Origin of the sequence: Gordonia sp. NB41Y (assembly GCF_030718915.1) — a bacterium.
Classification (GTDB): domain Bacteria; phylum Actinomycetota; class Actinomycetes; order Mycobacteriales; family Mycobacteriaceae; genus Gordonia; species Gordonia desulfuricans.
Window position 1 is genome coordinate 1,255,029 of the sequence record NZ_CP132196.1, and the last position, 16,768, is coordinate 1,271,796.

Annotated in this window: 9 protein-coding genes; 7 read left to right on the top strand and 2 right to left on the bottom strand. The window is 64.8% G+C overall.

The window, feature by feature from the left end:
- Nucleotides 1-82 precede the first annotated feature (82 nt).
- From Q9K23_RS05375 to Q9K23_RS05390, 4 genes are all read left to right on the top strand, one after another.
- A complete protein-coding gene (locus Q9K23_RS05375) occupies nt 83-2,860 on the top strand; it encodes a DUF1156 domain-containing protein (RefSeq protein ID WP_053777654.1) in 2,778 nt (925 codons plus the stop codon).
- Nucleotides 2,861-3,070: 210 nt separating this feature from the next.
- Complete coding sequence (locus tag Q9K23_RS05380) at nt 3,071-6,433, top strand: DUF499 domain-containing protein (protein ID WP_053777653.1); 3,363 nt, start codon at nt 3,071-3,073, stop codon at nt 6,431-6,433.
- 2 nt (nt 6,434-6,435) lie between these two features.
- On the top strand, nt 6,436-8,292 hold the full coding sequence (locus Q9K23_RS05385; protein ID WP_261977970.1) for a hypothetical protein: 1,857 nt from the start codon (nt 6,436-6,438) through the stop codon (nt 8,290-8,292).
- Nucleotides 8,293-8,301: 9 nt separating this feature from the next.
- Nucleotides 8,302-10,068, top strand: a complete 1,767-nt coding sequence (locus tag Q9K23_RS05390; RefSeq protein WP_053777651.1) for a hypothetical protein — start codon at nt 8,302-8,304, stop codon at nt 10,066-10,068.
- Between the two features lie 60 nt (nt 10,069-10,128).
- On the opposite strand, the gene Q9K23_RS05395 is transcribed toward Q9K23_RS05390, so the two are convergent.
- Nucleotides 10,129-10,845: a DUF4352 domain-containing protein gene (locus tag Q9K23_RS05395; protein ID WP_053777739.1), complete on the bottom strand. Its 717-nt coding sequence runs from the start codon at nt 10,843-10,845 to the stop codon at nt 10,129-10,131.
- A gap of 232 nt (nt 10,846-11,077) precedes the next feature.
- Between Q9K23_RS05395 and Q9K23_RS05400 the strand changes: the two genes are divergently transcribed.
- From Q9K23_RS05400 to Q9K23_RS05410, 3 genes are all read left to right on the top strand, one after another.
- Nucleotides 11,078-11,386 carry a hypothetical protein gene (locus Q9K23_RS05400; RefSeq protein ID WP_020790255.1) on the top strand — a complete coding sequence of 103 codons (309 nt, stop codon included), beginning with the start codon at nt 11,078-11,080 and terminating at the stop codon, nt 11,384-11,386.
- A gap of 101 nt (nt 11,387-11,487) precedes the next feature.
- Complete coding sequence (locus Q9K23_RS05405; RefSeq protein WP_053777737.1) at nt 11,488-12,561, top strand: ATP-binding cassette domain-containing protein; 1,074 nt, start codon at nt 11,488-11,490, stop codon at nt 12,559-12,561.
- Complete coding sequence (locus Q9K23_RS05410; protein WP_020792434.1) at nt 12,558-13,391, top strand: ABC transporter permease; 834 nt, start codon at nt 12,558-12,560, stop codon at nt 13,389-13,391. Before Q9K23_RS05405 ends, Q9K23_RS05410 begins: the two co-directional genes overlap by 4 nt.
- Here Q9K23_RS05410 and Q9K23_RS05415 read toward each other — a convergent pair.
- Nucleotides 13,320-16,709 carry a BTAD domain-containing putative transcriptional regulator gene (locus Q9K23_RS05415; protein WP_082365953.1) on the bottom strand — a complete coding sequence of 1,130 codons (3,390 nt, stop codon included), beginning with the start codon at nt 16,707-16,709 and terminating at the stop codon, nt 13,320-13,322. The genes Q9K23_RS05410 and Q9K23_RS05415 overlap by 72 nt on opposite strands.
- Between the last annotated feature and the right edge of the window lie 59 nt (nt 16,710-16,768).

Below are 16,768 nucleotides of genomic sequence, written 5' to 3' on the forward strand. Positions count from 1 at the left end.
AGATATCCCACGCACCCCCGACATCTATGCACAACATGATGTGCGTTAGCCTGATGGGCTCTGTTCTGAACGGAAGGCAATCATGTCGGGCGACACACAACATGTTGGTAGACAAAAGTTGATCGAGGTCAGCCTGCCGCTGCAGAAGATCAACGAGGAGTCGGCCCGGGAAAAGTCGATTCGGCACGGGCATCCGTCGACGCTGCATCTCTGGTGGTCACGCAAGCCACTTGCCACCGCGCGGGCGGTGCTGTTCGCCCAGCTCGTCGACGATCCTTCGTCACGACCAGATCTGTACCCCACCGAAGAAGATCAGACCCTCGCACGGAAGAAGCTGCACGAGCTCATCGAGCGGCTGGTCGTCTGGGAGAACTCCAACGACGAAGCCCTTCTCCGCGAGGCACACCAGAAGATCCTCGAGTCCACCGGCGGCAACCCGCCACCCATTCTCGACCCCTTCGCCGGCGGCGGTTCCATCCCGCTCGAGGCTCAGCGACTCGGCCTCGAAGCCCACGCATCCGATCTCAACCCCGTTGCTGTCCTGATCAACAAGGCGCTGATCGAGATCCCACCGAAGTTCGCGGGCCGGCCACCGGTTTTCCCCGGCGCGGCCGAAGAGACCATCCAGAACTGGCCACGCGCCACCGGGCTCGCCGAGGACGTGCGCCGATACGGCCAGTGGATGCGCGACGAGGCAGAGAAGCGTATCGGCCACCTCTACCCCAAGGCAACCCTGCCCGACGGCTCGAAAGCCACTGTGATCGCCTGGATCTGGGCGCGCACCGTCACATGCCCCAATCCCGAGTGTCGAATTCAGATGCCGCTGACCAGCAAATGGTGGCTCGGCAAGAAGAAGGGCAAAGAGGCCTACATCGTCCCCGTGATCGAGGGCAAGACTGTGCGATTCACCATCGGACATGATCCGAAGACCGCGCCAACTGCCGAGACCGACGGGACCGTAGGACGAAACGGCGCAACATGCGTGAGGTGTAGCGCGTCCGTCGACTTCGACTACATCAGAACCGAGGGACGAGCGGGCCGACTGAGCCGGCAGATGATGGCGACAGTTGCTGAGGGTCGGAGGCGTCGGATCTACCTTCCACCAACGACGACAGACATCAACTCGGCAGATGTTGCGCGACCCGATCACCTGCCGACAGGGAAGATTCCAGAGAGTGCGCCAGGTTTTAGAATTCGCGCCTACGGATTCGACTCATATACAGACATGTTCACTTCGCGGCAGCTGACAACGCTAAGTACATTGGTATCGCTCATAGGTCAGGTTCGTTCAAATGCAGTAGCCAGCGCAGCGGAGAACACAATTCTCCCGAAACACGGCCACGAAGGGGACAACAAGACGGCGGAAGCACATGGAGATGCGATAGCGACATACCTAAGCCTCGCTCTGAGTAGATACACCAACTACATCAACTCCTTTTGCCGATGGAGGCCAGACAAAGGGAAAGAACAAGTGGGCGATCTATTCGCCCTCCAAGCCATACCAATGACCTGGGACTATGCCGAGGCCAATCCGTTTAGCAACTCGGCAGGCGGCTGGATCCCGAGCCTTCGGTTCATCCCGAAGGTTCTTGACCGGATTTGCACATCTTCAATCGGACAAACGGAACAGAATTCAGCCGTCCAGGCATTCGGAGAGGTCGGCACCGTCCTATCTACCGATCCTCCATACTATGACAATATCGGTTACTCCGACCTGTCAGATTTCTTCTACATTTGGCTCAGAGATTCCCTACATGGCGTTTACAACGAACTGCTTTCGACAATACTTGTACCAAAATCCGACGAACTCGTTGCCAATAAATTTCGCCATTCCAACAAAGAAACCGCCCGCAAGTTCTTCATTGACGGATTTCAAAAAGTATTCACAGAGGCCAGAAGGGCCGCAGCGGAGGATATCCCTGCAACAATTTACTATGCATTCAAACAGCAGGATGTTTCACAGCAAGGCCTTTCGTCGACAGGATGGGAAACCCTCCTGGAAGGAATGATTCGTACTGGCTGGCAGATCACCGCTACGTGGCCGATGCGCTCTGAGTTGGGGAATCGGATGCTCGCCCAGGGAACCAACGCCCTTGCCTCATCAATCGTCCTTGCGTGCCGGCCGCGGCCAGAGACCGCAGCCCGGACCGATCGCCGTGGTTTCATGAACGCTTTGAAAGCCGAGCTACCGGCAAGACTCCGCGAGCTTCAGCAAGGCGCAATCGCCCCGGTCGACCTGCCACAGGCCGTGATCGGACCCGGAATGACCGTATTCTCACGGTACAGCGCGGTCCTCGAAGACGATGGCTCCACGATGACGGTGCGCACCGCACTCCAGCTCATCAACACGATCCTCGACGAGGTGCTCACCGAGCTGGAAAACGACTTCGACAAGGAAACCCGGTTTGCGCTGACGTGGTTCCGCATCCACGCGTTCGACACCGGCACGTTCGGAGACGCAGAGTCCATTGCGAACGGACGGGGTGTGAACCTTGATGCGCTCGAACGGTCGGGCATTCTCACCAAAGGCGGTGGCAAGGTCGCGCTAGTCGCACCGTCCGACATGACCGAAGGCTACGATCCGGCGACGGATACGTCGATCAGCCAGTGGGCGGTGGTCATGCATCTCACTCGTGTCCTTGCCGACAGCGGTGTACCTGCGGCGGCTGCCCTCCTCGGCCGTGTGCCGCAGAGCGTCGACTGGGATCTCTGTAAGGAGCTCGCCAACCTAATGTTCAAACTCGCGGAGGACCAGAAGAAGGCCAAGCTCGCCGTCGACTTCAACAACCTGGGTGCGGCGTGGAACGACATCGCCCGACAGGCACCCCAGTCGTCGTTCCAGCCGACACTTCTCCCCTGAGTCCAGCGTGTTTCCGCAGAACCGGGCCATTGGCCCGTGAACCACGGCGGTCTGCGACATCGATCAAGTCCGGTGACACAGCCGTTTGGAATCGGAAGACGATTGTGTCTCGTCTGAAGTACACGCCGCAGTGATCGTTCGGATTGTCGGTGGGTGTCGATAGAGTCGTGCTGTTCACAACATGTTGTGGAGCGAAAGGTGACAACGACGATGGCGATGAACAACATCGAACGGATACAGCGTGCACTGGGCCTGCTCGGTCCGGCACTGAATGCGTTCCTTACCGCCACCCTCGCACCCGATCTGCACGGCAAGCCATGGGTCGATCTCCTCCGTATCCGGGATCAGGGTCGCGGCGCGCCCATCGACAAGCCCTACAACCCCGATGACGTGCAAAACGGACTCCGCATGCTCACCGACAACGTGCCGAACGCGATCCGTAAGGGCTGGTACCCGTTTGATGCCCGTCTGTCCCGCGCCCAGAAGAGCTGGGCAGAGGAGCTCAAAGAGGTCCGCAACCGGGCCCAGCACTTCGAATCGTTCACCAACGACGAGGCACAACGCGCGCTCGACACCACCGAGCTGTTCCTGAAAGCGATCGACGCACCCGCCGAGGCCGAGCAGGTCCGAAAGCTGCGCGTGGACCTGCGCCGTGTCGCCGCGGAACGTGAGGACACCCGCGCGGCGCGGACACTCGGCACCGCCGATGTCGGCGCCGACAATCTGCCGCCCTGGCGGGAGATCATCAGCCCGCACCCCGACGTGGCCAGCGACAACTTCAACGCTGCGGAGTTCGCAGCTGACCTGCACACCGTTGCGCAGGGAGACGATGCCGGCGAGTACTCGGATCCCGTTCAGTTCTTCGCGCGAACCTACGTGACCGAGGGACTCCGCGATCTCATCTCGCGCAATGTCGCCCGGATGTCCGGAGACATGAACGCCTCTCCGGTGGTCAACCTGCAAACCGGTTTCGGTGGCGGCAAAACGCACTCGATGCTTGCACTCTGGCATCTCGCATCGGGCCTCGAGAGCGCCAACTATCCCGACGACGTCGCTGCGCTCGCCCGCCCGCTCGACACTCTGCCCGCCGGCATCCGGAGGGTCGCCCTGGTCGGCAACCAGATGGAACCCGCCACCGAGGACACCCGGGATGGACGCCCCCACATCCGGACCATGTGGGGTGAGCTGGCCTGGCAGCTCGGCGGTCACGATGCCTACGACGTTATCGCCGAGTCCGACCGCACATCGACCAATCCCGGTGCCGCATTGCGCGAGCTGTTCGGCCTCTACTCACCCGCGGTGATCCTGATCGACGAGTGGGTCGCCTATGCACGTCAACTCATCGTCCGATCAGATCTCCCCGCCGGCGACTTCGACACCCAGTTCACCTTTGCGCAGACACTTACCGAGGCAGCCAAGGCCACCCCAGGAGTCCAGGTGGTCATCTCCATCCCCGCCTCCTACGACAGCCACGGTGATGGCGACGAGGTGAGCGACGAGGAGGTGGGCGGAGAACACGGCCGTGAGGCCCTGGCGCGGTTGAAGTCCATCGTCGGACGCACCGCAGACCACTGGCTTCCTGCCAACTCGCAGGAGAGCTTCGAGATCGTGCGTCGCCGGATCTTCGTCGATCCCGACGGTGACACCCTTGCCAAGATCAGCTCCATCGCCAAGTCCCTGGTCGAATACTATCGAAAACACAGAACCGAATTCCCCAGTCAGACCATCGATCCCGCGTATGTCGATCGAATCAAACAGTGCTATCCGATCCACCCGGAACTGTTCGACCGACTCTATGAGGATTGGTCGACCCTCGATCGCTTCCAGCGCACCCGCGGGGTCCTCCGCCTGATGAACCGGATCGTCGGCACGCTGTGGCGCAGCGATGATGCAGCTCCGCTCATCATGCCAGGACTCGTACCCCTCGAGACAGATTCGGTGGTCACCGAGATCACGTCCTACCTCGACGTGGGTACCTGGCGCCCCATCCTGACCACCGATGTGGCCGGGGAGAACTCGGTACCGAGAAACATCGACAAAGATCACGACCTCTTCGGAAAACGCCGTGTGGCTCGACGGCTGGCCAAGACCATCTTCATCGGGGCCACCCCCACGTTGCGCACGGCCCACAAGGGTATCGACAAGCCGAGGATCTTCCTCGGGACTGCGATGCCCGGCGATGTCCCGGGGAACTTCCACTCAGCGCTCGACCATCTCGCAAACAACTCCACCTACCTCTACACAGACGCCGGACGCTACTGGTACGACAGTCAGGCCAACACAACACGTGCAGCGCGCGATCACGCCGACAACCTGCCGAAGGCCGACGTATGGGCCGAAGTGGACCGTCGGCTCGACGACATGCGGCGAACATCGACCGACCGCAACTTTGTCGGCGTGCACGTCTGCCCGACGAACTCCGCGGATGTCCCCGACGAGCCCGCGACCCGTCTGGTGATCGTTCCCATGGAGTTCACCCACAGTGCCCGGAGCAACGACAGTACGGCGTTGGCATGGGCCCGTGACGTACTCGAACACCGGGGAACAGCGAACCGCACTTACAAGAATTCGCTGATCTTCCTCGCCGCCGACGACAAGCGCGCGAGAGAACTCGACGATGCGGTTCGCCAGTACCTCGCGTGGCGATATGTCAAGGAGAATGCAGACAACCTCGACCTCGGTGGCTACCAAACACGCCAAGCAGAATCCCGAATGACCAAGGCGGACCACGTCGTCACCGACCGCGTCCTCGACACCTTTGTCTGGGCCATTGCGCCCGACCAAGCGGACAAAGCACCTACCTACGCGCTGGGAACATTCAACACAGGTGGCACCACAAAGGATCTCATCGGCCGAACCGGATCACGTATGTCCGACAAGAGCCAGCTCTCGACGACTCGTTCGTCGTCGCTGATCTCGATGGACCTCACCGGACCGCTCAGCTGGACGTGGGAACCTGGCCATGTCTCCATCGGTGACCTTCATGCCCTCTACGCCACCTACCCGTACCTTGCGCGCTTACGCGATCGCGATTCTCTTGTCAATGGACTGCTCAGCGTTTACAACGACACCGCCTGGCAGATCGACGGCTTCGGCTTTGCTGCCGGGTGGGACGGAGACAAACAGGGGTACCTCGACATCCACCTTCCCAGCGACGATGCGACGCCACAGTTGGCCGACAGCACATTGATCGTCAAACCTGATCTGGCGCAGCAACAACGGGCCAGGGACGTTGCAGACCTCACGGAGAACGGTGACCGCAGCACTTACCCCGACCCCAATGTCAGACGACACCCCGGAGGCGAGCCCACCTCGCCGGACCCGGAACCTCACACACGGAAGGCGACCCGCTATTTCGCATCGACGACACTGGATCTCGACTTCCCAGCCCGGGACTTTGCCACGATCCAGCAAGAGGTCCTGAATCATCTCACCTCGACTGACGGTGTCGTGGAAGTGCGGATCGAGATCAGCGCCTCGACGCCGGGAGGCTACGACGAGAACAAGCAACGCACCGTCCGTGAGAACGCCGCCACGTTGGGCTTCGACCAATCAGAATTCGAGGTCGAGTGATCGTGAGCCCAACCGAACTCGGCTGCCGCTCGCTGTTTCGTGTCGAGAACGACGCGGACCTGAGCGGAACCGTTCATCAGCAACTCTACTCATGGTGCAAGGCTCCTCGGAAAGGTTGGGATGCAGACAAGATCAACGGCCCAGGTATAGCTGAGGTTGCCCCGGGTGTCACTGCGTCTCTCGTCCGAGACGACCGCCGCGACGGCAGCACGATCGAGCGCTGGCGCTTCCATCAGGACGAGGGTCACGGTGTCTGGATCACCGAACTGACCAGCTTCGTCGCCCGAGACCGCACCGGTTGGGTGTGGACAGATGTCCTGCAGCCCCAAGGCCGCGAAGCACGGGTACCACGACTGGTATCCCAAATCCTCGAAGTCGCCGACGGACTCGACGGCCACCACCGCTTGACGGCCACTCCGCAGCACGCCGGTGTCGCCGATGTCGACTACATCTACAGCGCCCTGGTCGACACCGACCGCCGCGGGTTTCTCTTCTTGGCCGGTGCCGACGACTTTCTTGCGGTCCCACAAGAAAAGTGGACCGGGTTCATTCGCAAACTTCTCGCGGGTACACGCGGTCTGGCCAGCGCGTACGTCCTCACGCCAGAAGCGACGCTGGCGCTCAACGCTCGCCTCCCAGAATCGCACCGGGTGCGTGAGTGGTCGATTCGTACGTTTCAGCCCCACCCCGATCTCACCGACGCTCGAGACGCGGTGCGGCACCGAGTCCTGACGACCAACCGAATCGTCAACGATACGGAGTCACGGCTTCGGAATCTGCTGGCGAGGTCGGCATGCCGACAATCCACCACCACAGCTCTTCCGCGCGAACTGGTTCGAATCGATCGACGACTCCGCGAACTACTCGACGACACTATCGTCGGAGGCATCGGTCACCGAGCGGCCGGCCCAGTCGCGGCAGCTAGTGCTAGATCGCCACACTTCGCAGACCCTGCAAGACCCATGCGCGACTCGGACATCGAGACCGAGAAAGCAGCGACGCCACACCCTCACAGTATTCCGTCGTCGGTGACCGACGCGCTCCGCTCAGTGATCCGGTCGGTCATCGGAACAGCAGAGGTCACGGTCGACGCGGTGACCCGCCTGGGCCAGCTCGCCGCCGATACGGTGGCCCAGCAGAGCGCTCTGAAAGCGCTTCGCGACCGCCTCCAGACTGTGCAGTCCGAACGAAACACTTTGGAAGACAGTTACACCGAGGTCACCATCCGAAACGTGGATGGACAGAATGAGCTCGCTGCACTGCGGATCGAGCTGTCGGACGCGCAGAAGGACCTACGACATCTTCGTGGAGAACTGGCCAAACTCGACCGTGGTGAGGTCTCCTGGGTACCCGCGAAGGTCACCACGGACGATCCGCCCGACAACTTCCAGGACCTACTGGATCGTGTCGGCGAATTCACGCACATCGTCTTCACCGGCGATCCGAAGCCGGCACTCGAACTCGATGAGCACAACTTGCTCGACTGGGCCATCCGGACATGGGACTCACTACGTGCACTCGATGACTACTGTGCGCTCCGTGCCTCCGGAGCGTTTTCCGGTAGCGTCGACGACTACGTCACCAATACACCGACCGGATACGCCACCATCACTCCCGGCAGTCACGCACGTGGTGAAACACACGCCACTCAAGTCCATTCCGAGTTCGGTAGGGTTCGAACTCTCCCTGTCCCGGAGCAGGTCGATGCGTCCGGCAAGGTCTTCATGGGTGCCCACGTCCGAATTGCGAAGTACGGCAGTATTAGTCCGCGAATGCACTACCACAACGATGCAACCGGAACCGGCAAGATCTACATCGGGTACATCGGACGACACCTACCGAACTTCCGATCGAACTAAGGACTGGGCGTGAAAATTGTCTACCTCCACGGCGTCGGTGACGGCGATCCCGAGCGAACGTGGTTGACAGGGCTGAATCTCGGCCTTGCTCAACATGGCCTTCCCGCAGTGTCTGAAAACGACGTGATCGCTCCGCGCTATGCCGGCCTCCTGACCACACGGGGAATCAAGGCCAAGCACCCCAAGCGCACATACAACGTGAAGAATGATCATGACGCCCGGCGCGCATTCGAGCGCCGGCAGGCCAGAGTCCAGCGGCTTCTCAAAAAAACGGGCCTGGTGCGAACCTTCGGACTCGGACGGGTTCCGGACGTCGTACTCGAGCGAATACAAACTGCGGGAATCGACCTTGCACCGATCATCGCGCAGGTCAAGAACTACATGACCAGCGAAGACCTTCGAGCAGCTGTTCTACAGAACATCCTGGACGATCTGCCCACCGCGGGAGAGATTGTTCTCATCGGTCACAGCCTCGGCAGTGTCATAGCCATCGATCTTCTCGACCATCTACCTGAAGCCGTACATGTCCGACGCTTCATCACCATCGGGAGCCCCGCTGGATCGGAATCGCTACACAAGGGCAGTGAACGCATCCTGAAGCGCTTCCCATACGCTCGGGTCGACGACTGGTCGAACTTCCTCGACTGCTGGGATCCGGTGACCGCCGGACGTGGTCTCACCGGGATCTTCCCTGGCGCACAGGACTTCGGCGTCGGCGGCGCGGCGCGGCACAGCGCCGAACTGTATCTGCGCAACTCGGCGGTCGCCGAGCTCGTCGCCGACGTCCTCCATCCCACACGCGATCTCGTTCCCTCGGACAGCGGTATCGTCCTTCGCCTCGAGGACGCCGATGCCACGACGCTGCTGGCGCTGGCCTATGCCCGTCGCGTAGGCGCCGGACTGGACGGCGAGGCCCGTACCCGATGGGAGGATGCCATGGCCGTCCTCCAAGACGGTTTCGCGCAAGCACTACTCGAACAAGGCGACGGGCGGCAACTGCCACCGGAGCTCGCACAGCTCGCGCGCGGTCAGGTCCCGGCGCTACCTCGTCGATGGGATCTACCCGAGGCAGTCCGGCAGATCTGCGTGTTGGCGTTCACCAATGTGCTGGATCCATACGAGATCGATGCTGGTGAGGCCCGGTTCGAGGCCATCCCCGACCTGTTCGTGGACCTCGGATGGTCAAGCACCATAGGACGTAAGGTCAGGGATGCGATCGTCGAGGTCTCTGGATTCATCGCTGTCGAGAAGCGCGGACTGAGCAACAAGACCAAGGTGGTCGCCGCCGCAGCAGGCATCGCGCTGCTCGCAGCAGGTCCGATCGGAATCGCGTTGGCCGGAAGCGCCGGGGCCGTAGGAGCGGCAGCAATCACCAGTGGGCTTGCCGCGTTCGGCCCGGGAGGGATGGTCGGCGGGCTCGCCACGCTGGGAAGCCTTGCCTCGACCGGGGCAATGGTGACCACTGTTGCCGCAACCGCCCGCGGCGGGGCACAGCCACTGCTGGTGGACCCGACCAGCGTGGCCATTCACGTCGCCATCGCGCACTCGCTCAACACAATTGGCGAGCCCTATGACACCGAACTCTGGTACCGATTGACCGCGGCGGAAACCGAACTCGACGCGGAGCTCAACCGGCTGGTTCCGTTCAGCGACGAAAAGGCCCCCGCAGCCCAACGTCTGCGTGCAGCGTCCAAGACCATTGCCGATCTCATGGATTTCATGCGACAGAAGAAGCTCACACCACCCGCTATCGATAGAGCCCTTGCCAACTCGTGAGCCGATCAGTGGTTGCGTTCCGGCTCGGATTCCGAGCCGGAACGCAACCACGTCGGCGTGTCAGGACAGGGCGACCTTCGCACCACCCGAGAACAGCGAGTCGTGCAACTCGATGGACGCCGGCTGGGCATCGGCGGGCATGTCGTAGACGACCTTGGCGGTCACCGTGTTGCCCGGATTGATGTTGTCCCACACCGGGATGTCCGAATCACCCAGTGCGATCTGTGCACTGGTGCTCGGCTCGAAGCTGCGGCCCTGCGCGTCGAACAGCTTCTGATCCGTCGGCGAGAAGCTGTAGGCCTTGTCCGAGATGTTCTTGACCGTCATGGTCACGATCACGAACTGCCCCTGGGCCTTCTCGGTCAGGTACGGGTTGTCGCCGACGCTGCTCAGGCCCTTCTCCACCCCGGTGACGACGAACTCGAACTTGCCGTCACGTACCGGGGTGTTCAGACCCGGCGTCTGGTCGCCGCCACCCGACCCGCCGTCCTGCGCGGTGGTCGCCGACGACCCGGATCTCGACGCCTGGTCGTCACCCGAGGTCCCCGACATCACCGCGATGATGATGATCAGGACCACCAGCGCACCGACGATCCACGGCCACTTGCGCTTCTTCTGCGGCGGGGTGGGCACCGGCGGCTGGGGCGGAATCCCGTACTGCGCACCGTAGTTCGGTGCACCATAGTTCGGGGCACCGCCGTTCGGGGCACCGCCGTTCGGCACAGCGGCGTACTGGGGCTGCTCGCCGTACGGCGAGGTGTTCTGCGGATCGGTCATCGAGTTCTCCTTCACTCGTGCGGCTCCGGGGAAGTCGGTGCCGCCACGCGCATCACTCTCCGCAGCCCCACCGACAACTCGGGCAAACCCGTCATTCACCCAAATGAACGCCACTCCCGTGGCACCTCGCGGCGCCGGTCACAGGCAATCCACAGCGGTAGCGCAGACCCCCGGCAACCTCGGGGTTCATCGTGGAAGCACGGACCAACAGGGGTCCGGAGAGGAGAGTCCGATGCGCATCCACAAGCCCGCCCCCACCGTGCCGTTGATCGTGCTGACCGACGACGCCGTCGTCCGCTCCTATGCCGAGCACCTCTTCGACGCCGACGTCCCGCTCGCGGTGATCAGCGCCGCCTACTCCGACGTCGTGCCCTACATGCTCGGCAACAACGGCCACACCGTCGCCCTGGTCGCCGACATCGACGACCCGGCCCAACTCGCCGACGCGATCCTCACCGTCGAGCGGCGCCTCGGCACCGTCGGTGCCGTCGTCCGGTATGCCTCCGACGTGCCGACCGCACCGGTCCCGCACGCCGCCTGACCGCACCCGCGCACCCGGCGAGCAGGCCCGACGACAGCGGCCGTGACCGCATGTGAGCGCATGTAAGGGCCACGACAGCAGCACCCCGCACAGTGGTCACCATGACCACAGCAACCACCACCGGCCCGGTCTCGGCGCGAGGCGGTCTCGGCACCGACCTCGCGATCGAGGCCCACGGGCTGGTCAAGCATTTCGGATCGACCCGCGCCGTCAACGGCGTGGATCTGGCCGTCCCCACCGGATCGGTGTACGGCGTCCTGGGCCCCAACGGCGCCGGGAAGACCACCACCGTCAGCATGCTGGCCACCCTCCTGCGCCCCGACTCGGGACACGCCACCGTCTTCGGCTACGACGTCGTCCGCGACGCCGTCGCCGTCCGCTCCCTCGTCGGGGTCACCGGCCAGTACGCCTCGGTCGACGAGGACCTGACCGCCACCCAGAACCTCGTCGTGTTCGCGCGGCTCCTCGGCTTCTCCCGACCGGCCGCCAGATCACGCGCAGACGAACTGCTCGAGGAGTTCGCACTCACCGAGGCCGCCGACCGCCCGCTGAAGAACTTCTCCGGCGGCATGCGCCGCCGTCTGGACCTCGCCGCCAGCCTCATCGACACCCCTCCCCTGCTGTTCCTCGACGAGCCGACGACCGGCCTCGACCCCCGCACCCGCGCCCAGATGTGGGACACCATCCGCAGTCTGGTCGCCGGCGGCTCCACGGTGCTGCTCACCACGCAGTACCTCGACGAGGCCGATCAGCTCGCCGACCGCATCGCCGTGATCGACCACGGCCGGGTGATCGCCGACGACACCGCCGACGGCCTCAAGGACTCCGTCGGCGCGGCCACCCTGCAATTGTCGCCGGCCGACCGCGCCGACGCCCCGCGCGTCGCGGTGATCGTCGAGAACGTGCTCGGCGAGCCGGCCGCATTGTCGGCGGAAGCGGGCCGGATCTCGGCATCGCTGCACCGCCCCGACCTCGTCCCCGACGTGCTGATCGCCATGCGCGAGCAGGGCATCGCCGTCGACGAGATCACCGTCCAGAAACCGAGCCTCGACGAGGTGTTCCTGACCCTCACCGGCAAACCGTCCGAGCCCGACTCTGCCGACCAGACCAGGGCCGACCAGAGCACGGCCGACCAGAACACCACCGACGCCACCGCCGAGGAGGCGAACCGATGACCACCACCCTCGACCGCAGCACTGCGGCACCCATCACCACACGCGAGGTCCGCGCCCGCGCCAAGACCTCGGTGGGTCTGGCCGAGACCGCGCGACAGTCGCTCACCATGGCCTACCGGGGTGTGCTGAAGATCCGGCACAACCCGGAGCAGCTCTTCGACGTGACCATCCAGCCGATCATCTTCACCCTGATGTTCACCTACATCTTCGGCGGGGCGATCAGCGGGAACGTGAATGCCTATCTGCCCGTGATCATTCCGGGAATCCTGGTGCAGACCGTGGTGATGACCTCCATCGTCACCGGCACCCAGCTGCGGGAGGACATGGACAAGGGCGTCTTCGACCGGTTCCGATCGCTGCCGATCAGCCGGATCAGTCCGTTGTCGGGGGCGCTGCTGGCCGACGTCATCCGATACGGTGTGGCCACCGTCCTCACCGTCACGATGGGCGTGATCATGGGCTGGCGTCCCGACGTCTGGGGTGTGATCGCCTCGGCCGTCCTGGTGATGATCTGTAGTTTCGCGGTGTCCTGGATCTTCGCCCTGATGGGCTGTGTGATGAGCAAGGCCTCTGCGGTGCAAGGTATCTCGATGCTGATCATGTTCCCGCTGACCTTCATGTCCAATGCCTTCGTCCCGGTGGAGACCATGCCCGGCTGGCTGCAGGCCTTCGTCAAGGTCAATCCGGTCAGCCATCTGGTGACCGCGGTCCGCGAACTCACCGCCTCCGGTCACGCCGGTATCCACGTGGTGTGGGCGCTACTCGGCGCCGCCGTCATCGTGGCGGTCTTCGCGCCGCTGGCCGTGCGCGCCTACATGCGCAACACCTGAGCGGCCCAACCGTTCGACATCGTCTGCCCGCGACGCCAGGATCGACCGCAACCGTTCGGTCGCCTGGTGTCGCGACAGGCTCTCCAGACCACGGGTCTCGGTGTGCCACCGGTCTTCCGACAACCCGGAGACCGCGATCACCTGTTCGTCGACGGCGGCGCAGCCGGGGAAGTCGCGACGCCCGCGCATCCGTCGCGACAGCATCAGGATCCGGGCGCCGTCGGCGCGAAGGGCGTCATCGGTGCACAAGATGGTGCCGAGTGCCCGCGCCACCGTCCCCGCCTGCGGCAGATCGCGCCACGCCGTACCCGACAACGTCAGGTCCACCGCCTCGACGAGCAGCGGCAGCAGGGCGCGGGCATCGGCTGTCAGTCCACACCGCCACAGCCCGACGGCGATCACGCCCAGCATCATCGACACCGCCGGATCCTGCACGCCGAGCGGATGATCCCGGCGCAGGGTCGACGTCGCCCGACGGTACAACGCGCCGGCGGTGTCGACCTCGCCTCGCTCGCAAGCGAGTTCTGCGGCGACGAGCATGATCAGCCCCGCGGTCTCCGGCCCGCCCTGCGGATCGGGGTCATCCGGCGTCCAGCCGTCGGCGAGGATCTCGAATTCCCGCTCCGCGGCGTCGATGTCGCCGGCCGAGGCCAGGGCGGCGACCAGATAGGTACGTGACTGCAGGACGTCGTCCTCGGCCTCGAGCCGTTCGAGGTCCACCAGTCCCGCCCGGTAGTAGGCGATCGCCCGCTGCCAGCGGCCCTGCTGCCCGTGGAGTCCGGCGAGGGCCACCCGCGCCATCCCCGACATCCAGAAGTCGCCGAGTTCGACGGCCCGATCGATCACCTGGCGGCCGTCCCGCAGGGCCCCGTCGAGATCACCGAGGTTCTCCGCGAGGTTCATCCGGGCCACATGCGAGGTCAGGCTGACCCGCGCGTCCCGTGCCCGCGTCCCCCGCACCAGGTGGGCGATCGCGGCCGTGGGGGTCCGGCTGAGCACGCACGCGGCCGCGAGTTCCACAGCGTCGTCGTAGGTCTTCTCCGGCCGGTGGAGCCGCCGGAGGTGGTAGCGGCAGCGCGCGATCAACCGCAGGTCGCCGCGCACCACCTGATGTGCCCCGGCCGTCTCCACGGTCGCCATCCAGTCACGTCGCAGCCGCTCGTCCTGCAGGTCTGCCGGCGGCACCGGCAGGGCGACCAGGACCCGCGCACCCCAGGACGCCACCTCGGCGTGCAGTCCGCGGGCCATCCAGAACGAGGCGAGGACCGGGAAGACCCGGATCAGGGTGTCGAGGGCATCGGCGACGACCGCCGAGTCCCCCTCGTCCCCCGACTCGAGCAGACGCAGACATTCGCGCAGGACCCACACCAGGTTCTCGGAATCGTCTGCGACATGGCGCACCAGATGCGCATCGACCCGCGTCTCGTACTGCTCGACGGCCTGCCGCGCCACCTCCCGCGCCCATCGGCGCATCGCGGTGTGCACCGACAGCGATTCGTCGGCATCGGTCGCCAGGGTGCTCTCGCCGAACTCGCGGACCATCTCCAGCATGCGGTATCGCACGCGGCCGTCGGCCTCGGCCACCGCCAGCAGGGATTGGTTGGCCAGCGCAGTCAGGGCGTCGTCGAGCCGGAAACCGCTGAATCCCAGGATGATTCCGGCGGCTTCTGCGGTGAATCCGCCCGGCAGCCGGCAGAGCCGACGCAGTGCACGACGGCCGTCGGCGTCGAGCAGGTCCCAGCTCCATTCGATCACCGCATACAGCGTGCGATGGCGGTCCGGTGCGGTCCGGTCGGTGCCGCGCAGCAGGGCGAACCGTTCGACGAGGCGGTCGGCGATCTCGTCGACGGTCATGGTGCGGATGCGGGCGGCGGCGAGTTCGATCGCCAACGGCAGACCGTCGAGATGAGCGCACAGGGCGGCGACGGCGGCCGGCTGCAGGTCGGCGTCGGGACGGACCGCACGGGCGCGGGTGACGAACAGTTCGACAGCCGATCCCCCGGCATCGACGTCGAGGGTGGGCAGCTGATAGATCTGCTCCCCGGCGAGCAGCAGCGGTGCCCGGCTGGTGGTGAGCACCCGGATACGGGCGTCGGCGACGAGCAGTTCGGCCACCAGCCGGGCGCAGGCGTCGATCACCTGCTCACAGTTGTCGAGGATCAGGACCAGATCCCGACCCCGAACCGAATCGATCAGTCGCACACGGAGATCACCGACGGTACGCCGGGGCCGGCCGGATGCGGCGAGTTCGGACTCACCGACGCCGAGCACGGCGGCGATCGCCGGGACGAGATCGTCGGCGTCACGGATCGGGGCCAGCGGGGCATAGAAGACTGTGGCACCGGCGTCGACGAGCCGGTGACCGACGCTCGTGGCCACGCGGGTCTTGCCGACCCCGCCGGGGCCCTGCACGGTGACCAGGCGACCGGAACCGAGTAGGCCGGCCAGGGCATCGACATCGGCGGCGCGGCCGACGAGTTCGGTGGTGTCGGCGAGCAGACCGACGCCACGTCCGGAGCCGGGCGCCGGCACCCGGCCATCCTCGGCCGTCGCCGGTTCACCCGGGTCGTCTTCTGCGGCAAGCAGTTCGGCATGCAAAGCGGCGATCCGCGGTCCGGGGTCGACGCCGAGTTCGGTGACCAGGCGGCGACGTAGTCCGGCATACACGGCGACCGCCTCGGCGACCCGGCCACCGGCAGCCAGCGCATGCATCAGATCCAGATGCGCGGATTCGTCGAGAGGATCGCGGCGACAACGGTTCTCGGCCACCACACGCGCCGCGTCGGCGTTCCCGGCACCCATCGCGGCGTCGAACTCCCGTCGGTCGAGCCGGTCCTGCGCCCGCGCCGCACGCTCCCGCACCTCCGCCACCGGCCCGCCCGGTCCGTCGGCCCCCAGATCGTCGCCGGGCACGCCCCGCCGCCACGACCGTGCGGCGGCCACCGCCTCGTCCGCGGCCTCGGCGGCATGTACCAGATCGGTCACCAGGTCGATGTCGGTGCGGCAGCCCACCAGTCGGTATCCGGTGCCCGTGGCCTCCAGATGGGCCGCACCGATCAGGTGGCGCAGACGGGATATCTGGGTGTGCAGCGCCGCGGTCGGTGACCGGGGCGGGTCATCACCCCACACGTCGTCGATCAATGCGGTCGCCGAGCGGGTGCGGCCGTCCGCCAGGGCTAGCGACGCCAGCAAACGACGGGCCCGCAGGCCGGGCACCACCGTCAGATCGGCGTCGGCATCCAGCGCCCCGGTCGCCGACGCACGGATCACGGCCACCGGACCCCACAGTCCGACGATCAGCACCCCGCCGTCCACCACCACGCCAGGCTAGTCCACGCCCGCGGCAAACCGTTCCCCCCGGCCTCCCGAATCGCTAT